This window comes from Methylobacterium sp. WL64 (assembly GCF_008039945.1).
Taxonomy (GTDB): Bacteria; Pseudomonadota; Alphaproteobacteria; order Rhizobiales; family Beijerinckiaceae; genus Methylobacterium.
In genome coordinates, this window is the sequence record NZ_VRVA01000095.1 from 1 (window position 1) to 20640 (window position 20640).

The 20640-nt window shown below is 70.7% G+C and carries 20 protein-coding genes and 2 pseudogenes; 12 read left to right on the plus strand and 10 right to left on the minus strand.

What is annotated here, in order from left to right; genetic code table 11:
- Nucleotides 1-1773, minus strand: a pseudogene (locus FV242_RS25855) (hypothetical protein); the annotation flags it as partial.
- Between the two features lie 249 nt (nt 1774-2022).
- Here FV242_RS25855 and FV242_RS25860 point away from each other — a divergent pair.
- From FV242_RS25860 to FV242_RS25870, 3 genes are all read left to right on the plus strand, one after another.
- Nucleotides 2023-4098, plus strand: coding sequence for an NAD(+) synthase (locus FV242_RS25860; protein WP_147940925.1), 2076 nt, complete (start codon nt 2023-2025; stop codon nt 4096-4098).
- A 116-nt stretch (nt 4099-4214) separates the two neighbouring features.
- Nucleotides 4215-4445: a hypothetical protein gene (locus FV242_RS25865; protein WP_147910161.1), complete on the plus strand. Its 231-nt coding sequence runs from the start codon at nt 4215-4217 to the stop codon at nt 4443-4445.
- Between the two features lie 71 nt (nt 4446-4516).
- The gene (locus FV242_RS25870) at nt 4517-4876 is read left to right on the plus strand and encodes a PilZ domain-containing protein (RefSeq protein WP_147910160.1); all 360 of its coding nucleotides are present in this window, start codon (nt 4517-4519) and stop codon (nt 4874-4876) included.
- Nucleotides 4877-4942: 66 nt separating this feature from the next.
- Here the strand turns inward: FV242_RS25870 and FV242_RS25875 are convergent, their stop codons facing one another.
- A complete protein-coding gene (locus tag FV242_RS25875; RefSeq protein ID WP_147940926.1) occupies nt 4943-5380 on the minus strand; it encodes an HIT family protein in 438 nt (145 codons plus the stop codon).
- A gap of 139 nt (nt 5381-5519) precedes the next feature.
- On the opposite strand from FV242_RS25875, the gene FV242_RS25880 reads away from it, so the two are divergent.
- From FV242_RS25880 to FV242_RS25895, 4 genes are all read left to right on the plus strand, one after another.
- Nucleotides 5520-6479 (plus strand): cation diffusion facilitator family transporter, encoded by a 960-nt coding sequence (locus tag FV242_RS25880; protein WP_147910158.1) that lies wholly within the window; start codon nt 5520-5522, stop codon nt 6477-6479.
- Between the two features lie 180 nt (nt 6480-6659).
- Nucleotides 6660-6983, plus strand: a complete 324-nt coding sequence (locus FV242_RS25885; RefSeq protein ID WP_187278564.1) for a hypothetical protein — start codon at nt 6660-6662, stop codon at nt 6981-6983.
- 96 nt (nt 6984-7079) lie between these two features.
- A complete protein-coding gene (locus FV242_RS25890; RefSeq protein ID WP_147940927.1) occupies nt 7080-7640 on the plus strand; it encodes a Crp/Fnr family transcriptional regulator in 561 nt (186 codons plus the stop codon).
- 6 nt (nt 7641-7646) lie between these two features.
- Nucleotides 7647-7823 (plus strand): helix-turn-helix domain-containing protein, encoded by a 177-nt coding sequence (locus tag FV242_RS25895; protein WP_147940928.1) that lies wholly within the window; start codon nt 7647-7649, stop codon nt 7821-7823.
- 167 nt (nt 7824-7990) lie between these two features.
- Here FV242_RS25895 and FV242_RS25900 read toward each other — a convergent pair whose 3' ends face one another.
- The 4 genes from FV242_RS25900 to FV242_RS25915 all read right to left on the minus strand — a co-directional run bounded on the left by FV242_RS25900 (nt 7991) and on the right by FV242_RS25915 (nt 12129).
- Nucleotides 7991-8845 (minus strand): SDR family oxidoreductase, encoded by an 855-nt coding sequence (locus FV242_RS25900; RefSeq protein WP_147940935.1) that lies wholly within the window; start codon nt 8843-8845, stop codon nt 7991-7993.
- Between the two features lie 17 nt (nt 8846-8862).
- Nucleotides 8863-9042, minus strand: coding sequence for a DUF1328 domain-containing protein (locus tag FV242_RS25905; protein ID WP_007566531.1), 180 nt, complete (start codon nt 9040-9042; stop codon nt 8863-8865).
- Between the two features lie 123 nt (nt 9043-9165).
- Nucleotides 9166-10539 (minus strand): chloride channel protein, encoded by a 1374-nt coding sequence (locus tag FV242_RS25910; RefSeq protein WP_147910163.1) that lies wholly within the window; start codon nt 10537-10539, stop codon nt 9166-9168.
- Nucleotides 10540-10740: 201 nt separating this feature from the next.
- Nucleotides 10741-12129 (minus strand): deoxyribodipyrimidine photo-lyase, encoded by a 1389-nt coding sequence (locus FV242_RS25915; RefSeq protein WP_147940929.1) that lies wholly within the window; start codon nt 12127-12129, stop codon nt 10741-10743.
- A 529-nt stretch (nt 12130-12658) separates the two neighbouring features.
- On the opposite strand from FV242_RS25915, the gene FV242_RS25920 reads away from it, so the two are divergent.
- Both FV242_RS25920 and FV242_RS25925 read left to right on the plus strand, forming a co-directional pair.
- A complete protein-coding gene (locus tag FV242_RS25920; protein ID WP_147940930.1) occupies nt 12659-13783 on the plus strand; it encodes a hypothetical protein in 1125 nt (374 codons plus the stop codon).
- Entirely contained in the window at nt 13780-14763 is a 984-nt protein-coding gene (locus FV242_RS25925) for an NAD(P)H-binding protein (RefSeq protein WP_147940931.1), read from the plus strand. The genes FV242_RS25920 and FV242_RS25925 overlap by 4 nt, the downstream gene beginning before the upstream one ends.
- A 20-nt stretch (nt 14764-14783) precedes the next feature.
- Here FV242_RS25925 and FV242_RS25930 read toward each other — a convergent pair whose 3' ends face one another.
- Nucleotides 14784-16196 (minus strand): phosphatase PAP2 family protein, encoded by a 1413-nt coding sequence (locus tag FV242_RS25930; RefSeq protein ID WP_147940932.1) that lies wholly within the window; start codon nt 16194-16196, stop codon nt 14784-14786.
- A 160-nt stretch (nt 16197-16356) separates the two neighbouring features.
- Nucleotides 16357-17487, minus strand: coding sequence for a TRAP transporter substrate-binding protein (locus FV242_RS25935; protein ID WP_147910152.1), 1131 nt, complete (start codon nt 17485-17487; stop codon nt 16357-16359).
- A 170-nt stretch (nt 17488-17657) separates the two neighbouring features.
- On the opposite strand from FV242_RS25935, the gene FV242_RS25940 reads away from it, so the two are divergent.
- The 3 genes from FV242_RS25940 (at nt 17658) to FV242_RS25950 (ending at nt 19126) form a co-directional block, all read left to right on the plus strand.
- A complete protein-coding gene (locus tag FV242_RS25940) occupies nt 17658-18239 on the plus strand; it encodes a tyrosine phosphatase family protein (RefSeq protein WP_246692882.1) in 582 nt (193 codons plus the stop codon).
- Between the two features lie 202 nt (nt 18240-18441).
- Nucleotides 18442-18687: a type II toxin-antitoxin system HicA family toxin gene (locus tag FV242_RS25945; RefSeq protein ID WP_147940933.1), complete on the plus strand. Its 246-nt coding sequence runs from the start codon at nt 18442-18444 to the stop codon at nt 18685-18687.
- A 34-nt stretch (nt 18688-18721) separates the two neighbouring features.
- Nucleotides 18722-19126, plus strand: coding sequence for a type II toxin-antitoxin system HicB family antitoxin (locus tag FV242_RS25950; protein WP_147940934.1), 405 nt, complete (start codon nt 18722-18724; stop codon nt 19124-19126).
- A gap of 10 nt (nt 19127-19136) precedes the next feature.
- Here FV242_RS25950 and FV242_RS25955 read toward each other — a convergent pair whose 3' ends face one another.
- Complete coding sequence (locus FV242_RS25955; RefSeq protein ID WP_147910954.1) at nt 19137-20273, minus strand: branched-chain amino acid ABC transporter substrate-binding protein; 1137 nt, start codon at nt 20271-20273, stop codon at nt 19137-19139.
- A gap of 162 nt (nt 20274-20435) precedes the next feature.
- Nucleotides 20436-20640: pseudogene (locus FV242_RS25960) on the minus strand (sugar transporter); the annotation flags it as partial.

Genomic DNA, 20640 nt, shown 5'->3' on the forward strand with positions numbered 1-20640 from the left:
CGCCTCGACCGGCTCCGGGGCAGCTTCGGCAGAGGCGGGCTCGGCGTGAACCGGCTCGGGCTCGGCGGCAACGGGCTCGGCGGCTGGCTCGGCGGCTGGCTCGGGCTGCGGCGCCATCTTGCCGCGCAGCAGCACGGTGCGCGGGGTCATCGGGATCACCACCCGGTCGGCGTCCGAGGGAACCCGGACCGGATCGGCGGACGCAGGCGTCATCGTGTCCGAGACCGGCCGGTGCTCGGGCAGATGCTCGGGCAGATCCTCGGGCTTGGCCACAGGGGCAGCCACGACCGGTTGGCCGGCGGCGCGGATCGCCGCCCGGGCCGCCATGGCGCAGAGCGCGGGGGCGCGGCGGGGCGCCTCGGTGGCGGCGCTGCCGGGACCGAACACCAGCGCGAGGGCGGGCTTGGCCGGCAGGAACGCGTCCCGGATCGCCGCCGTCTCCGCATTCTGCGGGTCGGCCGGCCGATCGTGATCCCGAACGGTGTCCTGCGTGCCCTCGCGCCCGTTGTCCTGGCCGTCCGCCGGACGCGGGGGCTGATCGAACCGCACCAGCCGGTCGAGAACGTAGACCGGGCGCGGCGGCTGCGGGTGCGCGGCCTCGTACAGCGGCTCGGCCACCGGCAGGTCGGGCACCGCGTTGACCGCCGCGATCACCGGAACGGCCGCGACCGCCGCCTCCAGGCCGGCCGCCATGGGCTGGGTCGCCAGCGCGGCCCAGGCCTCCACGGACGACCCGTCGCCGGCATTCCAATCGCTGCCGTCGAACCAGGGCTGGACCTCGGACCAGTCCGGCAGGTCGGACCAGTCGCGCGCCGGCGCCTCGGCGGCAACCTCGGGCATGGCCGGCTCCGGCACAAGAGCCTGGACCGGGACTGGGCCCTGGACCGGCATGGGTTCCAGGACGGGGGCGATCGCCGCCGTCGAGGTGGACAGCTCGACGCTCGGCCGAACCGGGCGCCGGTCGGGGGTACGGAAATAGCGGACGCCCGGGGGCGCCACGAAGGGCTGGCGCCACAGCGGCACCACACCGCCATCCTCGGCGAACTCGGTCGGCACGATCTCGGGCATGGCGGAAAGGGTCGCGACCCGCGCCTGCTCGGCCTGCTCCCGCTCGGCCTGCTCCCGCTCGGCCAGATCCCGGGCCTCCTGCTCGCGGGCTTTGCGCTCGGTCTCGACGGCCTGCGCGGCCGCATGGGCCTCGGCGCGGGCACGCTCCAGGGCGACCCGCTCGGCCTCCAGGGCCCGCTGGCGACGCTCCTGCAGCACCGAATCGGGCGTCCGGGTCCAGCGCGCCGCCGGGGCGGCGGCGGCCTGGACCGGAGACGCGGGGTGCGAATCCTCCGGGGCGATCGAGGCGGGCCGGCGCGGCTGGCGCACCAGCACGCCCGGGGTCGAGGCGCTGCGGTCGATCCGGCTCTCGAAGCGCGGCTCGTCGAGCGCGTCGAGGCTCGCCCGGTCGTCGAAGACCTGGTCCGGCCAGACGTGCTCGGGGGGCGCCGAGGCGCCGGCGCGCGGGCCGCGCTCGAAGCCGTCCCGTCCGACCATGGCGGCCGGGGCGGTCAACCAGCTCGGCTCCGCCCGGCGGCCGGGGATACCGTAGGCCGGGCGGGCGGGCAGCCCGGCCGGAGTGCCGGACAGGCGGCGGGCGAGGCTCGCCCGCAAGGCCATCAGCCGGTGCGCCAGGGCGCCGAGCGACAGGCCCGAACGGTCGCCGCCGCGGACGGGGCGGGCAGGGTCACGGTGAGAGTACGGAGGCCGTCCCGATGCGCGCATGGGTTCTCGAACGATACTCGAAACAGGGATCCGCCGGTGGCCGGCGGGCTGCCCCGAGTTAGGCCAATTGTCGTTAACGGAGGCTTGTCGCACCCCCTCGGGCTGGACACCACGATGGGATTTTCGGCCTGTCGCGCGGGGGCGCGGGGGCGAGCGAAGTGCGGCATTGCAGTGGAGGGATGCGCGTCGCCGGGGCGTGGCCGCGCTCCATATGATACCGGCAGCCACCCCTCACCCGGACAGGCGCCCGTGACCCAGCCGACTTCCGCCTCCCCCACCGATCCGACGGCGCGCTTCCGGTCCCTGTACCGCCACGGCTTCGCCCGGGTGGCGGCCTGCACCGGGCGCAGCCATCCCGGCGATCCCCCCCGCAACGCCGACACGGTGCTCGACCTCGCCCGGACCTGCCACGAGGCCGGGGCGGCGCTCGCGGTCTTCACCGAGCTCGGGCTTTCGGCCTACGCGATCGAGGACCTGCTGCTGCAGCAGACCCTGCTCGACGCGGTCGAGGCCGCCGCCGCCCGGGTGGTCGCCGGATCGGCCGCCTTACGCCCGCTGCTGCTGGTCGGCGCGCCCCTGCGCTGGCGCCACCGGATCTACAATTGCGCGCTGGCGATCCAGGGCGGCCGGCTGCTCGGCGTGATCCCGAAGACGTTCCTGCCGAACTACCGGGAGTTCTACGAGAAGCGCCACTTCGCCTCCGGCGCCGGGATCGTAGGGGAGACCATCCGGGTCGCGAGCCACGACGCGCCGTTCGGCACCGACCTGCTGTTCCCGGCCGAGGACCTGCCCGGCCTCGTGGTCGGGGTCGAGATCTGCGAGGACCTGTGGGTGCCGGAATCCCCCGGCATGCGGGCCGCGCTCGCGGGCGCCACGGTGCTCGCCAACCTCTCGGGCAGCCCGATCACCGTGGGCCGGGCCGAGTCGCGGGCGCTGCTGTCCCGCGCGGCCTCGATGCGGGGCGCCTGCGCCTACGTGTACGCCGCCGCCGGCCAGGGGGAATCCACCACCGACCTGTCCTGGGACGGCCAGACCAGCGTGGACGAGCTGGGGGTGCGGCTGGCCGAGGGCCAGCGCTTCCCCACCGGCCCGGTGGCGACGCTCGCCGACATCGACCTCGACCTGATCGCGCAGGACCGTCTCCAGGCCGGCAGCTTCGACGACAACGTGTCGGGCAGCCCCCTCCCCTACCGGCGGATCGGTTTCCGGCTCGATCCGCCGGCCGACGATCTCGGCTTGATCCGGCGGATCGAGCGCTTCCCGTTCGTGCCCGCCGACCCGTCCCGGCTCGCCCAGGATTGCTACGAGGCCTACAATATCCAGGTCGCCGGGCTCGCCCAGCGGCTGGAGGCCACCGGCACCCGCAAGGCGGTGATCGGCGTCTCCGGCGGCCTCGATTCGACCCACGCGCTGATCGTGATCGCCAAGGCGTTCGACCGCTTGGGCTATCCCCGCTCGGACATCCTGGCCTACACGCTGCCGGGCTTCGCCACCTCGAACGCCACCAAGACCAACGCCCACGCGCTGATGAAGGCGCTCGGCTGCACCGCGGCCGAGATCGACATCCGGCCGGCGGCCAAGCAGATGCTCGCCGACATGGGCCACCCGTTCGCCCGGGGCGAGGCGGTCTACGACGTGACCTTCGAGAACGTGCAGGCGGGCTTGCGCACCGATTACCTGTTCCGTCTCGCCAACCAGGCGGGCGGGCTGGTGATCGGCACCGGCGACCTCTCGGAGCTGGCGCTCGGCTGGTGCACCTACGGCGTCGGCGACCAGATGAGCCACTACGCGGTCAACACCGGCGTGCCCAAGACCCTGATCCAGCACCTGATCCGCTGGGTGATCGGCAACGGCGAGGTCGATCCCGGGGCGAGCCACACCCTCCAGGCGATCCTCGACACCGAGATCTCCCCCGAGCTGGTGCCGGTGGACCAGGACGACAGCCCGCAGAGCACCGAGGCCACGATCGGCCCCTACGCGCTCCAGGACTTCAACCTGTTCTACACGCTGCGCTACGGGTTCCGGCCGTCGAAGATCGCCTTCCTGGCGCTGCACGCCTGGGGCGACAAGGCGCGCGGCCACTGGGCGCCGGACTTCCCCGAGACCAAGCGGGTCGCCTACGACCTGCCCGAGATCCGGCGCTGGCTCGGGGTGTTCCTGAAGCGGTTCTTCGGCTTCAGCCAGTTCAAGCGCTCGGCCCTGCCCAACGGCCCGAAGGTGTCGGCGGGGGGCTCGCTGTCGCCCCGGGGCGACTGGCGTGCGCCGTCCGACGGCTCGGCGCGGATCTGGATCGCGGAGCTGGAGCGAAACGTCCCTGAAACTTGACCGTCACAAACTCGACCGATTGTGCCATTATGAGCACGGTCAAGCCGAATCTATCCAGTCTTCGATCTGGTATTGGATGCATTCGGCAGGCGGGGCGGCCAAGCGGAGGGACTCCGATGCGAAGCTACAACCTGTTCCAGCTGAAGGCCGTCGAGGGCCTGTGCTGCGCGGTGCCGGAGGCCAGCACCGTGCCGCCGTTCATCGGTGCCGGCCGCTGGACCTTCGGAGGCAAGCTCGACGGCGCCAGCCGGCCGCCCCTGGATTTCGACGACCGGGCCGCCGACACCGCCGTGCGCTTCAACGGCTTCTACCTGTTCCAGACGGTGGACCGGCGCTTCATCGCGTGATCCTCGGGAATAGGCGCCAAGACCGTATTGCAGCCAGGAATCCTTAAGGGCTGGCCGGCAGACTGGCCCGCATGACGGATCATCGCAAAGAGACGCGCCAGCGGGTCTTCCTCAAGGGGCGCATCGTCTTCAACAACGGCTCGTCGAGCTTCGACTGCCTGGTGCGCGACCTCTCGGCCTCGGGCGCCCGGCTGGTCCTGAGCGACGCCACGACCCTGCCGCAGGTGTTCGACCTCTACATCCCGCAGCGGGACCGGACCTACCGGGCCAGCCTGTGCTGGCGCCGGGAGGACGGAATCGGCGTCGTGTTCGAAGAGCCGGCCCGGGCGGCCCCGTCCGCCCTCGATACCGAGGCCGCCCTACGGCAGCGGATCAGCGAACTCGAGGCCGAGAACGCCGCCCTGCGCCGGCTCATCGCCAGCGCGGCCTGAACCGGGTTCCCGAAGGGCGCCACCCTGCACCCGCGAGAGGTCACGGACCTGTCGAACCCGGCAATCTCAGCGACCGGCCTGCAACGCCGTCCGGATGCGCGCGGCGTGCTCGGCCAGCACCGCGTTGTCGGCCATCCCGCCCTCGTGGCGCTTCAGCGGAACGCCCTCGAACCGGGGGATGACGTGGACGTGCAGGTGGAACACGGTCTGCCCGCCCGCCGGCTCGTTGAACTGGAACACCGTCAGGCCGTCCGCCTCGAACGCCGCCTTCACGGCCCGGGCCACCGTCTGGACGCTCGCCATCAGGGGCGCCAGGGCGGCCGGGTCGGCATCGAGCAACCCGCGGGACGGCGCCTTGGGGATCACCAGGGTGTGTCCCTCGCCCTGGGGCATCACGTCCATGAAGGCCAGCGTGTCCGCATCCTCGTGGACGCGGTGGCACGGGATCTCGCCCCGCAGGATCTTGGCGAAGATGTTGTCGGGATCGTACTGCGCGTCGGCCATGCGTGCTCCAAGGCGTCCTGATCGATCTCAGCTTGCACGGGGCACCGCCACGCGTCCACACGGGAACCGGTGCCGCACGGCAACGCTTGGGTGGCGAGGCTTGGGCGGCGAGGCTTGGGCGGCGGACACGGAGGCCGGGATGGCGCACGAGAGCACGGGAGCGATCTACGCGGCGGCGGGGGCGAACCTCGCCATCGCGGCGGCGAAGTTCGTCGGCGGCGCGCTCACCGGCTCGACCGCGATGCTCGCCGAGGGCGTGCACTCGGTGGTCGACACGGCCAACCAGGTGCTGCTGCTCGTCGGGATGAAGCGGGCCAAGCGGCCGGCCGATGCCCGGCACCCGTTCGGCTACGGGCGCGAGATCTATTTCTACGCCTTCGTGGTCGCGCTGATGATCTTTCTCGGTGGCGGCGTCTTCGCGGTCTACGAGGGCGTCGAGCGGATCCGCCACCCCTCGCCGGACGCGGACGCGCACCTGTTCGGCTACACCCTGCCGGGGATCTGGGTGAACGTCGCGATCCTCGGCTTCGCCATCGTGGCCGAGGGGATCTCGTGGTTCGTGGCGATGCGCCAGTTCTGGGCCGAGAAGGGCAAGCACTCGGCGATGCGGGCGATCCGCCGCAGCAAGGATCCGACCCTGTTCACGATCCTGGCCGAGGACACCGCGGCGCTGATCGGCCTGCTGATCGCCCTGGCGGGCGTCGTCCTGGCCCATTGGCTCGATAGGCCGAGCCTCGACGGCTGGGCCTCGGTGGGGATCGGCCTGGTACTGGTCGGGATGGCGGTGTTTCTGATGATCGAGACCCACGGCCTGCTGATCGGCGAGGCCGCCGACCCTGCCGTAGTGGCGGCGATCTCGGACCTCGTGCGCGCCGAGCCCGGCGTGCTCCACCTCAACGAGGTGCTGACCCAGCATCTCGGGCCGACCGACATCCTGGTGAATGTCAGCATCGACATGGCCGACGACCTCAGCGCCGGGGAGGTCGAGGGCCTCGTCACCCGCCTCGACAAAGCGCTGAAGCAGCGCAACCCGCAGGTCACGCGGGTGTTCATCGAGATCCAGCCCCAGGCCGACCACGCGGTGCGGGCGGCGGCGTGACGCGGGCGTGACCGCCCAACCGACCCGCCTCGCCGTCGGGACCGAGCCCGCGAGTCGACGCGTTCATTGGCGCCGTCCCGGCATCTCCTTCGGTGATGGCGGCTCTAACGTGCGTTGTTGCGGGTAAATTCGCCCACCAGCAAAACGTTTACAGGCCTCGCTACTTCTTCGACATCTATAATGGCGGCTTGGCCCGCGCATTATGGCCGCGATGACGAAGGCACCGCGCTCGAGGACCTCCCGGCCGTCCGCCAGCACGTCTTGCGCCTGCTGCCGGACATCGCGCGCCACGAGGTGCCGGACGACGGCGACCGCCGCGCGTTCTCGGTGGTCGTGACGGACGAGGACGGCAAGCCGATCTACACCGCCACCTTGAACTGGACTGGCCTGTGGCTGCTCCGCCGAAGCGGTCCCCGTTCTCGGGCACTGTCTGGCGCCGACCCGGTATCGGCGTCGGGCGCTCCAAGCCCGTGCGCAAAAATCGCTTTCACGGGGTCGAGTTGATCTATGTGAATTTCTCTCCCGAAGCTTCCGCTCAAGCTCAGACCTCGATGACTGGCAGAGGCGTGCGCTTCCGTCGAGCAGACGTGACGGGGCGAGATGCAGCTCACGACGACCCATCCGCTTGCGACGCTCGTGGCGCGGCTGTCCCGGGACATGCCGATCTCCGTTGAGGCGCAGCGCGCCATCATGGCGCTGCCGGTCTCCGTGCAGGCGCTGGAGCCGAACACCGACCTTATCCATCCCGGCGATCGCTCGGCGAGCTGCTGCTTCGTCCTGAGCGGCTGGATGGGGCGCTTCAAGCTGCTGCAGAAAGGGGAGCGTCAGTTCCTGGCGTTCCACATCGCGGGCGACATCCCCGACCTGCAGAGCCTGCATCTGCCCACCGCCGACCTGGGCATCGGCGCCTTCACACAGGTGACCGTCGCCCTGATCCCGCACGGCGCCCTCCATGACCTGATGGTGCACTACCCCGATGTCACGGCGGCGCTCTGGCGCGAGGTGCTGGTGACCGCCTCGATCACCAACGAGTGGATGATCGGGCTCGGCCGCCGGTCCGGTCCCAGGCGCTTGGCGCACCTGTTCTGCGAACTGTACGTCCGGCAGAAGGCGGCGGGCCTGGTCAAGGAGGAAGGACGCTGCCCCCTCCCGATCACCTAGACGGTCATGGCCGACGCGCTGGGCCTCACCCCCGTGCACGTCAACCGAATCCTGAGGGACCTGCGTGCCGAGAAGATGATCCAGCATCGACAGCGCACGCTGACGATCCTGGACTGGGGGCGCTTGAAGGTCTTCGCGGAGTTCGATGCGCACTACCTGCACGTTGAGCCGCAGCTGATGTGAGGGACGCCCGTCGGAACCGCGCATCCCGACGATGCGGCGCCGGGCCATGTGCAGCACCGGATCCCCCGCCGCGCGCCGTCCCGCCATTCGGACCTTGGCGACGACCGAGGCGGCCGGCCTGACCCTGCAGAGCGGAGCACGCCCCCGACCGGCGCCTCGAAGGCTGCTCAGCCGCCCCGCCCGACCTGCGCGAGGCTCAGCGCCCAGACGCGCTCCTGAACGGCTTCGTCGCGGCTCTCGGCCGACGAGGTCTTTGGCCGGCACCGTGAAAAGTAGCGGCCGGTGACGCCGTCGAGTTCGGGGGCGGTCGCCACGTGGAGCGAGGTCTCGGCGCCCTTTTCGGGCTTGGCTAGGAACGGGCGCATCAGCGACCACGCGGTGCCGAACAGGCCGCCGGTGTTCTTGGCGAAGCCGGTGTCGATCACCCCGGGATGCAGGGCGTTGACCGTGATGCCGTCGGTCCGCACCCGCCGGGCCAGCGCGTAGGTGAACAGCACATTGCCAAGCTTGGCCTGGGAATAGGCCCGTATCGCGCCGTAGCGCCGGGCGCCCTCGATGTCGGCGAAGTCGACATGCCCGCGTTCATGGGCCGCCGAGGCGACGTTGACGATGCGCGGGCCAGCCCCGGCGGACGCCGAGGCCTTCAGGGTGTCGAGGAGTTCCACCGTCAGCAGCACGTAGCCGAGATGGTCGAGCGCCCAGGTGCGCTCGATGCCGTCGACCGTGAGGACGCGCCGGTCGAAGATCGCACCGGCATTGTTCACCAGCACGTCGAGGCGGGGATACGTCGCGCGAAGGGACCCGGCGAGCCGCCGGATCTCCCCCTGGCTGGACAGGTCCGCGACGTGCGGGTCCACGACGGCGCCCGGGACCGCCGAACGGATCCGCTCCGCGCAGGCCCGCGTCTTGTCGGCATCGCGGCCGACGATGGCGACCCGGGCGCCATCGCGCGCGAGCCCCAGGGCCGTCTCGTAGCCGATGCCGTTGGTCGCCCCGGTGACGAGGCAGACCCTGTCCCGCATCGCGTCCGCCATGCGGCTTAGAACACCGCTTGGCCGACCGCGAAGGCGATGACCACGATCACGATGGCGACCAGCAGGAACAGGCCGAACAGGATGCGCGCCAGCGAGCCGGCGCCCGAGGCGATGCCGGTAAAGCCGAGGCCGCCCGCGATCAGCGAGATCACGAAGCAGATGAGGGCCCATTTCAGCAAGGTCATCGCGTCACTCCGGATGCGCCCGAGACACGGGCGAACTACAATCGATCCCTCAACCGGCCGCAAGCGAGACCGTTCCGCGCGCGCGCGATTCCGACAGCCTTTTAGTCTCAGGCTTTTTCAGCCTCACGCAGTCTTGGCCACCGGCTGGGCCGGTACGTCGGCACGCTCCAGCATCATCTCGGCCAGCGTGTGATAGAGCCCGCCCCGGCAGATCGCCTTCGAGGCGGCGTCGGCGATGACGGCCGCGATCATCAGCGGGATCATCATCGTGTGGTTCTGGGTCATCTCGGTGACGATGACGAAGCTGGTGATCGGCGCCTGCAGCACGCCGGTCAGGTAGGCGACCATCCCGATCAGCACGAGGGCGCCCACCGGCATGTCCGGCAGAAGGCCGTGCACCGTGCCGCCGATCCCGGCCCCGACCGCCAGCGAGGGCGCGAACAGGCCGCCCGGGATGCCGCTGATCGAGCTGAGCACCGTGGCGGCGAATTTCAGCGGCGCGTAGGTCCAGGACGTGGCCGCATCGCCGTGCAGGAACGCCCGGGCCTCCTCGTAGCCGGTGCCGTACGCCGTGCCGTTCGAGGCCAGCCCGCACAGGGCGACGCACAGGCCGCAGAGCGCCGCGAAGACCACCGGCCGCGCCTTGATCAGGCGCCCGGCCGCCCCCGGCAGGCCGCGGGCGAACAGGATGATCAGCCGGCTGAACACCCCGCCCGCGAAGCCGCCCAACGCGGCCAGCAGCGGCACGATCCAGCTGGCAGCCAGGGGCAGATCCGCCTGGCTGGTGCCGAAATACGTGTAGTTGCCGAGCAGCCAGAGGGAGGTGAGGCCCGCGGCCACGATCCCGGCGACGATCAGGCCGGACGAGCGGGCCTCGTAGGCCCGGCCCAGCTCCTCGATGCCGAACACGATGCCGGCGAGCGGCGTGTTGAACGCCGCCGCGACCCCGGCCGCGCCGCCCGCGAGCAACAGCCCCGGCAGGCGGTCCGGCGTCAGGCGGCCGAAGGCGGCCATGATCGCGGCGCCGACCTGCACGGTCGGCCCCTCGCGGCCCGCGGAGGCGCCGCAGAGGAGGCCCAGGAACAGGACCAGCACCTTTCCGCACGCCACCCGGGGGGAGATCAGCGAGAACCGGAAGCGCGCGTCCCGGGCGTGCCGGGCCGCGATCACCTGCGGGATGCCCGAGCCTTGGGAGTTCGGGAACACCGTCCGGGCGAGCAGGGCCGCGAGCGCGAAGCCCGCCGGCGTGAGCACCAGCGCGATCAGCGGCGAGGGCGCGGTGAGCCGCCGGAACCCGTCCTGCGCGAGGTCGGCGCCCTTGGCCATCAGCACCGCGGCCAGGCCGACGCAGATGCCGCCCGCGAGGAACAGCAGCCGCCCCCGCCAGAGCGGATAAGCCTCCCGCGACGCCGAGCGCAGGCGCGTGATCGAGCGGCGGTAGCGGGAGCGTTTCGGGCCCGACGCGGCCGGCTCCCTGGTCGTCGGTGCGTCCCGCATCTCGGTCATGAAAAGGCACTTCGTCCGCACAGCCGGAGCCTGCGGTATAGCGTGGCTTGCGGGGAATGGGGGATCGCCGAGCAGACACAGTCGATCGGCAGATGTCCAAATCGCCCCCTCATCCCGAGGTGCTGCGTATCAGCCTCGCTCAGACCTCAGGATGAGGCAGAGGATGGGACTGCACCGGAGCGAGCAGGCCCCTCACCCCTCGGCCTCGCACAGCCGCTCGACCGCCTTCACGTAGGCCTTCGCGTCGAACTTCTTCAGCGAGTTCTCGCTCTGGTAGCGGACCGTGCCGAAGATCGGGCGACGCTGCCAGGGGCGGTCATGGAGGCCGTACACCCAGGCGACGTTGGTGAAGGAGTTCGCGTCGCGCCCGTCCAAGAAATAACGGTTGTTGAGCCGCAGCGTCCGGGCAAAACCCTCCTTCGGCGAGGGCGACCATTCCAGGATCTTCTTGCCCCAGTACATGCGCAGCTGGTTGTGCATGTAGCCGGTCTCGCGCATCTCGCGCATGGCGGCGTTCCAATAGAGGTCGTGGGTCTCGCCGGCCGCGAGCTGGTCCTCCGAATAGAGGTTCGGTCGCTCGTCCTCGGCCTGCTCGGAGAGCGTCTTGCGCGCCCAGTCCGGCACCGCCGTGTCGTAGTCGTCGTAGCCCTCCGTGAAGAACACGTGGTTCATCGCGAGCTCGCGCCGGACGATCAGCTCCTCCAGGTAGGCGCCGCGGTCGTCGTCGTCGCCGGCCTTGGCCTCCCGCACCGCCAGGGCGATCTCCACGGGCGAGATCTGGCCGAAATGCAGGAACAGGCTCATGTGCGAGGCGGCCGCCGCCTCCGGCATGTTGCGCCCGGCGCCGTAGCCTTCGAACCCGTCCTTCAGGAACGCCTTGAGTCGCTTGCGCGCCTCGGTCTCGCCGCCGACGAAGCGCTTCACCGGGCCGACCTCCCGGTCGAGGCTCATGCCGGCGAGCACCGCCTCCGGATCGGAGACGTCGATCTCACCGTCGGGCGTCACGGCTTTGGCCGCATGCTTGGGCTTGCGCGGCTTCAGGTCGGCGATGAACGGGTCCCAGAGCCGGTTCAGCTTCGGCCGGAGCGTGCGGGCGGCGAATTCGTGCTTGTTCGAGGCCGTCTCGACGGGGACGACCACGTCGCCCTCGACCTGGACGATCCGGGTCTTCACCGCTTTCGTGATCTCCCGGTACCAGCCCTTCTGGATCGCGAGGTAACCCCGGTCCAGCACCAGCAGCGCGGCCTCGGCGGCCAGGTCGATGGCGATCCTGGCGGGCGAGCACTTGCGCATCACGAACCCGATGCCGCGCTTCTCCAGCCCGGCCTTCGCATCCGCGAGACCCTGGAGCAGGAAGGCGTAGTGCCGGGCGTTGGCCTCCGGGAAACCGCTGGCGCCGTCGAGCAGGCCGAAGCAGGCGACCACCGGCAGGCCCAGACGGTTCGCCTCCTCGATGGCGAGTTCCAGGGCCGGGTTGAACTGGGCGCGGTTGGCCTGCTGGAGGAGACACAGGACATAACGCCCGTCCTTGGCCGGCTCCACGTCGTTGAGAACCCGGATCCGCTCGTCCTGGATCGCCATACCCGCTCGCAGTCCTTCTTTGTCCGTCCCAATAGAGACTTGGCCGGACAGCTAGCGCGGGTAACGAATTCGTCCCTTCACGCGGCCGTCATGAATTGCCGCAGTGGAACGGGATCGCAGGGCCTCGGTTCCGCGCGGCGAAATCCGTGTTTCTCAACGGTTTACGGTGCGCTTTGCCGTCCGGCACCGCGGGAAGTCTGTCCCGCCGGGCCCCGATGCGAATGCGACATTTTCGACACAGCCGGATCGCGATGCGTGTGCGGCCGCACGAAAGGCCAGCCTTTCCGCCCCGACGGGCTTGTAATTTTTCGCGGCGCGCGCAGATTGTGCAGCGCGGGATGGCGATGGCGTCGCGATCCCGCTGCCCTTCTTGGGCGTTTCCTCCCTAGACTTCGGGCCGCTCCTTCGGGAGTGGCCTTTTTTCTGTTCGGTCCCCGGTGTCACCGAACCGGGGCGGGAGCGCTGGTCCCCGGCCGCGCGGGACGCCATGCTGCCTGCGAGCGCCGGGACAGGCGCCGGAGGACACGCCATGAGGATGCTTTCCACCGCGCTGCCGGCTTTGGCCTGCCTGCTCGCCCTCGCAGGGGCCGGGGCGGCCGCGGCGGCCGAGGCGCCGCAGTTCCAGGTCGACCCGTCCTGGCCGAAGCCGCTGCCGAACGACTGGATCCTGGGCCAGGCCGCGGGCGTCGCGGTCGACGCGCAGGACCATGTCTGGGTGGTCCAGCGGCCCGGCACCCTCACCGACGACGAGAAGGCCGCAAGCCTCGATCCGCCGCGCAGCAAATGCTGCAAGCCGGCCCCGCCGGTGCTGGAATTTTCGCAGGACGGAACCCTGCTGCGCAGCTGGGGCGGCCCCGGCGAGGGCTACGACTGGCCGACCAACGAGCACGGCATCCAGATCGACGGCCAGGGCTTCGTCTGGATCGCCGGCAACGGCGACCAGGACGGCCAGCTCCTCAAGTTCACGGCCGACGGCAAGTTCGTCCTGCAGATCGGCAAGTCCGGGCCGCAGACCGACAGCCAGGACACCAGCCGCCTGGGCAAGCCCGCCAACGTCGACTTCGACATGGCGGCCAACGAGGTCTACGTGGCGGACGGCTACTACAACCACCGCATCATCGTATTCGACCGGGAGACCGGGGCGTTCAAGCGGATGTGGGGCGCCTACGGCAAGCCGCCCACCGACGACAAGCTCGGCCCCTACGACCCGGCCGCCGCCCCGCGCCAGCAATTCGCCAACCCGGTCCATTGCGTGCGCATCGCCCGGGACGGGCTGGTCTACGTCTGCGACCGCACCAACAACCGCATCCAGGTGTTCCGGAAGGACGGCAGCTTCGTGAAGGAGTTCGTCGTCGAGAAGAACACCCGGGCCAACGGCTCAGTCTGGGAGCTGGCCCTGTGGCCGGACGCCGACGAGACCTTTTTGCTCAACGCCGACGGCGCCAACAACGAGGTCCGCACCCTCGACCGTGCCACCGGCGCGACGGTGGGCGCCTTCGGCCGGAACGGCCGCATGGCGGGCCAGTTCCACTGGGTCCACAACCTCGCGGTCGATTCCAAGGGCAACGTGTTCACCACCGAGGTCGACACCGGCAAGCGGGCGCAGAAATTCCTGGCGGTGGGGAATTTCGTGCTGCGCAAGCGGGTGCCGTGACGGCGGATCGGCCGAACGGCCCGGTCCCGCGGCGCGTCCTCGTCCTCGGCGGCACCGGCACGATCGGCCGCGCGACGGTTCGGGCGTTGGTGTCGCGCGGGCACGCGGTCGTCGTCTGCCTGGTCAGGCGGCCCGCCCCGTTGCCCGCGGGCGCCACCGGCCGGGTCGCGGACGTGACCGACCCGGCCGCGCTCGCCCGCGACGGCATCCGGGGCGAGACGTTCGACGTCCTGGTCTCGTGCCTCGCCTCGCGCACCGGATTGCCCGACGATGCCTGGGCGATCGACTATCAGGCGCAGCTGAACGCGCTGGAGGCCGCAAAGGCGGCCGGCATCACGCAGGTCGTCCTGCTCTCGGCGATCTGCGTCCAGAAGCCGGTCCTCGCGTTCCAGCATGCCAAGCTGGCGTTCGAGCAGGCGCTGATCGGGTCGGGCCTCGCCTACACGATCGTGCGGCCGACCGCCTTCTTCAAATCGCTCTCGGGGCAGATCGACCGCGTGAGGCGCGGCAAGCCGTTCCTGGTCTTCGGCGACGGCCTGCTGACCGCCTGCAAGCCGATCAGCGACGACGATCTCGGCCAGTACCTCGCCGACTGCATCGACGACGAAGGCCGGCGCAACCGCGTGCTCCCGATCGGGGGGCCGGGCTCGGCGATCACCCCCAGGGCGCAGGGCGAGCACCTGTTCGCGCTGCTCGGGCGCGAGCCGCGCTTCCGGCACGTGCCGGTGGCCCTGCTGGACGCGATCATCGCCGTCCTGGCGACGCTCGGGCGCTGGGTCCCGGCGCTCGCCGCCAAGGCCGAGCTCGCCCGCATCGGGCGCTACTACGCCACGGAGTCGATGCTCGTCCTGGATCCGGCCACGGGCCGCTACGATGCGCAGGCCACGCCGTCGACGGGGTCGGAAACCCTGTTCGCCTACTATGGGCGTCTGGTCCGGGGCGAGGCCGTGGCCGAGCGCGGCGACCACGCCGTGTTCTGACGCCCCTCAGTCGCACCCCGTCAGCGCGTAGCGCTCGCCCCCGCCCGGCTCGCCGCCAGCGCCGCCGCCTTGCCGGAAGCCGCGTAGAGGTTGATCCGCGAATAGACCCCGAACTCCGAGCCGTCGTCGAGGAAGCCGCCGCCGGGGCCCTGCGTCTCGGTCAGGATCGCGTTCGCCTCCGCGAGCGTGAGCGTCGGGAAGGCCGCGGTCAGCAGGTGGCCGGCCTCCGGGGCGATCGTGCCGACATCCTCCCGGGCGTTGGCGGTGGCGTCGTGCACGACCGGCAACCCGTAGGTCTGCGTCGCCTCGTAGAAGGCCGCGTTGGCGGCCGGGTCCTTGAACCGGCCGGTATCCTGCGCCGCGCAGGCCGCCACCGTGCCGCCGCAGCCGGCCGCGAGGGCTTCGGTCATCGCGGCGCGCGCCTCCGTCAGGAGCGCCCGGTAATCGGTGACGCCGACGCGCTTGTCCGCGTCGGCCGCGTTCGCGTCGATCACCGCCGGGTTCCTGCGGATCTGGCCGACATAGGCCGGATCGTTGGCGAGCAGATGCGCCACCGCGTGCAGCGAGGTCGTGCGCCCGCCGATCACGTCCATGGCGTAATGCGCGCCGACGATGATCCGGTCGTTGCCGTATTCGGCCGCGCGGGCGACCATCTGCTGGTAGCGCTCCGGCACCAGCAGGGCGAGGATCAGCGACTCGGTGTAACCGTAGGTCGTGTGCCCGCTGGGATAGGACGGGCTGTCGACGAGATCCTGCTTGGGACCGCGCAGCCAGTCGAACGAGTGGGACGCCGCGCCGAAATAATCCGCGCCGCGATAGGCCTGGAGATGCGGCAGGGTCTGGAACGGGCGCGAATTGCCGAACCGGTCGGCCCCCGGGCTGCCCGCCGGCCGGCCGTAGGCCTTGCCGAACACGTCGGTGACGGTGCCGTCCGTGAGCAGCGCGGCGGCCTCGGCCGAGACCGCGTGCGTGCCGTGGATCGTGCCGTTGGCGAAGAAGTACTTGCCGGAATTCGAGTCCGACTTGGTGACGTTGTTGGTGTAGCCGATCAGGTCGGCCACCGGCTGCGCGACGCTGGTGAAGGTCTTGGAGTCGCTGTAGCGCGCCCGGCCCTGATAGGCGGTGGCGAGCGCCGTGCCGAGGCCGTCGGCGAGGCCCGAGGCGTTGCCGTCGGTGATGAAGCAGTCCCGCAGCGCCAGTTGCTGCTGCTCGGGGAACGGCAGCAGGGTCGGCTGCTTGAGGGCACCGGTCTGGATGTCCCCGGTCACCCGCAGGTTGGCGTCGAGCGCCGCCTTGCCGGCCGGGCTCCCCTGAAGCCGGGCCACCGGGGCCAGCCCGCGCAGGGCGGTGAGGTTGGCGGGCGATTGCGCCAGCGCCGGGAGCGGCAGCGCTGCCCCGAGCAGCGCCAGGCCGAGTCTCAAGGTCCCCATCATGCCGTCTCCTCCCCTGGTCGGCGCGCCCGGATAGCAACAGCAAAGGCCGGGTTTCCAAAGGGCTCAGCCCTTTGGCAGGGTTTGGGGCGGAGCCCCGAAGAAGGAAGGGCTGCGCCCTTCGCCCGCAAAAGGTCGACGACCTTTTGAAACCGAGATTTCGCTATCCTCGGGCCCGGGCCCGAATCATGAAGTTATCGTAGGTGTATTCGGCGACCTGGAACCAGAGATATTCTTCGTTCCGGAAGGTCCGCATCGCCTCGTAGACCCGGCGGAAATCGGCGTTCTTGGCGGCGATCTCGGCGTAGACGTCGTTGGCGTTCTTGAGCGCGCCCTCCATCACGTCCTGCGGGAACGGCCGCAGCTGCGCGCCGCCGGCGACCAGCCGGCGCAGGGCCTGCGGGTTGCGCGCATCGTACTTGGCCTGGACCTCGGCCCCGACCTCGGCGGCGGCGGAGCGCAGGATCGCCTGATAGGCTTTCGGCAGGGCCTTCCACTTCTCGGCATTGAACCAGAAGTGCAGCATCGCACCGCCCTCCCAGAAGCCGGGATAATGGTAGACCGGGGCGACCTTCTGCAGTCCGAGCCGTTCGTCGTCGTAGGGGCCGATCCACTCGGCGGCGTCGAGCTTCTTGGTCTCGAGAGCCTGGTAGATCTCGGGGCCGGGGATCGCCTGCGGCTGGACGCCGAACTTCGTCAGCACCTGCCCACCCATGCCGCCGATGCGGAACTTGAGGCCCTGGAGGTCGGCCACGCTCTTGATCTCGCGCCGGAACCAGCCGCCCATCTGCGCGCCGGTATTGCCGCCGGGCAGGCAGACCAGGCCGGACTTCGCGAAGACCTCGGCGAACAGCTCCGCCGCGCCCCCCGCCAGCCACCAGGCGGCGGCGCCCCGTGCGTTGAGGCCGAACGGAATCGCGGTGGCGAGCGCGAAGGTCGGGTCCTTGGCCTGGCCGAGGGTCGCCGGGCCGTGGCCCATCTCGACCGTGCCGGCCGACACGGCATCGAGCAGGGTCTCGGCCGGGACCGGCTCGCCGGGGCCGAGCACCTGGATCTGGAACCGCCCGTCGGTGGCCTCGGCGACGATCCGGCTGAGCGCCTCGGGGGCGCCGAACAGGATGTCGAGGCTCTTGGCATAGGCCGAGGACAGGCGCCAGCGCAGCTCGGGAGCGCCCTGGGCCAGGGCCGGCGCCGCCAGCGGCGCGGCGATCGCCGCGCCGAGGCCGGCGGTCAGGACCGCGCGGCGGGTTCCGGCGGTACGGGAGGGCGCATCATGGGGCTCGTCCAACGGCATCTCGTCTCAGCGTGTCCAATCCGGCCGGCGGAAGGTCGGCGCGCAGGTAGCACGTCCGCGGCCGTTCTCGAAAGCACCCGCGGCATGCGGGGCTGCCGCCGTGGCGCCATGGCGCCTCGAAACCGCACCGCCCCCGTGATAGGCGCCCGACCATGCGAGCCGATCCCGACATGCCACTCCCCGATATGCCCCTCCCCGACGTCACCCTGCACACCGTGTGCGGCCTGGAAGAGCTGGCCGGGCACGGCGCGAGCGGGGTCAGCCACGTCCTGTCGCTGCTCGATCCCGGCACGCCCGAGCCGGAGGCGTTCGCCGCCTACGGCGCCCATGCCCGCACGACCCTGCACTTCCACGATTGCCTCGGCCCCGGCGACGGCCTCGTGCCGCCCGAGCCCGAACATATCGCGGCGATCCTCGGCTTCGGGCGCGACCTCGACGGTGCCGGCCACCTCCTGGTCCATTGCCATTACGGCCTGTCGCGCTCCACCGCGGCGCTGCTGATGCTGTTCGCCCAGGCCGAACCCGACGTTTCCGCCGAGGCCCTGGTCGCCCGCCTGCACGCCCTGCGCGAGCCGGCCTGGCCCAACGCCCGGATGATCGGCTTCGCGGATGAGAGGCTCGGCCGCGAGGGCCGGCTCAGCGAGGCGGTCCGCCGGCTCCACGCGCTGCAGCTGCGGGTGCGGCCGCACCTCGCCGAGCTGCTGCGTGGGCTGGGACGCGGTGCGGAGGTCGATGCCGCCGAGCGGGGGTAGGAGGCTCCCCACCTCAGATTGATCGCAGGCTGATGCCAATCGCTATCGTCACGTTCAGCCAGAACGGCTCAAACTCGTTGCGCACACATACACACGTCTGTTGCGCTGCGCGGTGCGTTGTGTAATCTTGTGCCTGTCGGAACCATGGGAGTCCCCTCCTGTAGCAGCAAGCGCGGCGAGAGGGGCAGAGAGTGTTCCAGGCATGTCGAAGAAGGTGCGTGACCGCACAACACGCGGGGTGATCGCGGCGCTTCAGAGGGACGGTTGGTTCGTCGCCCGGAAGGGACCCGGCGATCACGTCCAGTTCAAGCATCCGAGAAAGCCCGGAAAAGTCACAGTCGATACCGGCGAGCCGGAAATACCGACTGAACCCTACGTAGTATCTATCGGCAGGCTGGATGGACTTGGTGACAGATCAGGCCGCGACCTCTCGGGACCTGCGGCCTGATCCCTCGATGGTGATAGCGACCGAGATGGCGGAAATGGCTCACGTTGTCATGCTGGTGCACCAGGAGGACGGCCGGTTCGGCGCCTCCTTCCCGGAGTTCCCGGGAGCGACGACGGTCGCGGGCGATCTCGACACGCTCTACCGGAAGGCCGCCGAGATGTTGGCCTTCCACGTCGCCGGAATGGCGGAGGACGGTGAAGAGATCCCGCGCCTGCGGGCACTGGAGGAATTGCGCGGCGACCCGGGCTTTTGCGAGGACAGCGCCGACGCGATGGTCGCGCTCATGCAGGTCGAGCTTCCAGGCCGGGCCGTGCGCGTCAACATCTCAATGGAGGAAGGCCTCCTCCGACGGATCGACCGGGCCGCCGAGGCGACCGGCGAGAGCCGATCCGCCTTTCTGGCTCAAGCCGCGAAGGCGCGGCTATCGGCCGGGGCTTGAGAGCGAGAACTCACTTCCCGGCCGGCGTGAAGCTGCCGTCCTTCCAGACGTAGAGGACATAGCCCTGGGCGGTGACGTCGCCCTTGGAATCGAACCCGACCGTGCCGAGCACGACGTCGAACCGCTCCGTATGGAGCGCCTGGGCGATCGGCCTCGGCTCGACCGAATGGGCGAAGTTGCCGGCCGCGACCAGCGCCTGCAGGGCCGCGTAGCCGTAGACGGTCGAGCCGGTGGGATCGACGCCCTCGGCCTTGAACGCCTTCACGACGGCGGCGGCGGCGGGCTGGCGGCTCGGGTCGAGGTAGAAGGTCATCAGCACGCCGTTGCTGGCCGAGCCCGCGACCTTGGCGAAGTCCGGCGTCGCGATCGCCGAGGTGCCGAACCATTGCGGACGGTAGCCGCGATCGGCGGCGACCTTCACGAGGCGGCCCATCTCGGCGGCGTCGCCGCCGTAATACACCACCTCGATCCCCGCGCCCTTGAGCCGGTCCACCAGGGCGGCGTCGTCGGCGTCGCTCGGCGCGAACGACAGGGACAGGGCCTCGTTGATGCCGATCCGGTTGAGGTTGTCCTTGGTGGCGGCCGCCAGCGTCCGGGAGGCCGGGGTCTGGTCCTGGATCAGCGCGATCTTGCGGTCGCGGAACCGCTCGGCGAGCACCGCGGCGGAGAGCCGGGCCTGGTCGTCGTCGCGCCCGCAGACCCGGAAGACGTTCGGCAGGCCCCGGTCCGTGAGCCGGGCCGAGACCGAGGCCGCGCTGATCATCACGATGCCGTTCTGGGCGTAGATGTCGGAGGCCGCGATCGAGGCGTTCGAGCAGACATGGCCGACCACGAGGCGCACGTTGGAGCGGACGAAGTGGTTGGCGACCGCGGTGGCGGTGTTCGAGTCGCAGGCATCGTCCTGCACGTCGAGGGTGACGGGCTGCCCATCGAGCCCGCCCATGGCGTTGGCATCCCGGGCCGCGGCCTCGACGCCGCGCAGCACCTGCTCGCCCACCGCCACGTAGGGGCCCGAGCGCGGAACCGCGACGCCGACCACGACATCGGCCGCCGCCGGCCCGGCCGACAGGAGCGCGAGACACAGGCTCAAGGGGAACAGCGTGGGCCGGAACAGCCCGCGGGCGGAGACGACGCGTCCGATCTTCATCGGGCTCTTCTAGGCATCCTTGCGCGAGGCAGCCACCGGCGCGGGTGGGTCGCGGCTTCGTCCGGGCGCTCCCGCGCCGCACCAAACCGCACGGGAAGCCCATACGCGAGGACGCAGCGGAACGCGATTGTTTTCCGCCGACGCGCGAAAGTCGTCCCGCGCTTACTTCGCGTAATAGTAGGCGGTCGCCACCGAGGAGACCGGGCCGGTAACGGAGGTGAAGACCGACAGCACCTTCGAGACCTCGGTGAACGGGGCGTTCGAGACGTAGATCAGGTCGCGGTTGCGCATGCGGAACGCCTGGGTGGTGAACAGGCTGTTGGGGTCGCGCATGTTGATCCGGTACACCACCGGCACCAGCGGGGTG

Coding starts and splice junctions, on each gene's coding strand:
- FV242_RS25875 (WP_147940926.1), bottom strand. CDS start 5,380: ATGGCCGACGCGCAGTACGATCCCGACAACATCTTCGCCAAGATCCTG.
- FV242_RS25950 (WP_147940934.1), top strand. CDS start 18,722: ATGGCTCACGTTGTCATGCTGGTGCACCAGGAGGACGGCCGGTTCGGC.
- FV242_RS25870 (WP_147910160.1), top strand. CDS start 4,517: ATGACGGATCATCGCAAAGAGACGCGCCAGCGGGTCTTCCTCAAGGGG.
- FV242_RS25895 (WP_147940928.1), top strand. CDS start 7,647: ATGGCCGACGCGCTGGGCCTCACCCCCGTGCACGTCAACCGAATCCTG.
- FV242_RS25955 (WP_147910954.1), bottom strand. CDS start 20,273: ATGAAGATCGGACGCGTCGTCTCCGCCCGCGGGCTGTTCCGGCCCACG.
- FV242_RS25915 (WP_147940929.1), bottom strand. CDS start 12,129: ATGGCGATCCAGGACGAGCGGATCCGGGTTCTCAACGACGTGGAGCCG.
- FV242_RS25930 (WP_147940932.1), bottom strand. CDS start 16,196: ATGATGGGGACCTTGAGACTCGGCCTGGCGCTGCTCGGGGCAGCGCTG.
- FV242_RS25880 (WP_147910158.1), top strand. CDS start 5,520: ATGGCGCACGAGAGCACGGGAGCGATCTACGCGGCGGCGGGGGCGAAC.
- FV242_RS25920 (WP_147940930.1), top strand. CDS start 12,659: ATGAGGATGCTTTCCACCGCGCTGCCGGCTTTGGCCTGCCTGCTCGCC.
- FV242_RS25885 (WP_187278564.1), top strand. CDS start 6,660: ATGGCGGCTTGGCCCGCGCATTATGGCCGCGATGACGAAGGCACCGCG.
- FV242_RS25910 (WP_147910163.1), bottom strand. CDS start 10,539: ATGCGGGACGCACCGACGACCAGGGAGCCGGCCGCGTCGGGCCCGAAA.
- FV242_RS25865 (WP_147910161.1), top strand. CDS start 4,215: ATGCGAAGCTACAACCTGTTCCAGCTGAAGGCCGTCGAGGGCCTGTGC.
- FV242_RS25945 (WP_147940933.1), top strand. CDS start 18,442: ATGTCGAAGAAGGTGCGTGACCGCACAACACGCGGGGTGATCGCGGCG.
- FV242_RS25905 (WP_007566531.1), bottom strand. CDS start 9,042: ATGACCTTGCTGAAATGGGCCCTCATCTGCTTCGTGATCTCGCTGATC.
- FV242_RS25940 (WP_246692882.1), top strand. CDS start 17,658: ATGCCACTCCCCGATATGCCCCTCCCCGACGTCACCCTGCACACCGTG.
- FV242_RS25935 (WP_147910152.1), bottom strand. CDS start 17,487: ATGCCGTTGGACGAGCCCCATGATGCGCCCTCCCGTACCGCCGGAACC.
- FV242_RS25900 (WP_147940935.1), bottom strand. CDS start 8,845: ATGCGGGACAGGGTCTGCCTCGTCACCGGGGCGACCAACGGCATCGGC.
- FV242_RS25890 (WP_147940927.1), top strand. CDS start 7,080: ATGCAGCTCACGACGACCCATCCGCTTGCGACGCTCGTGGCGCGGCTG.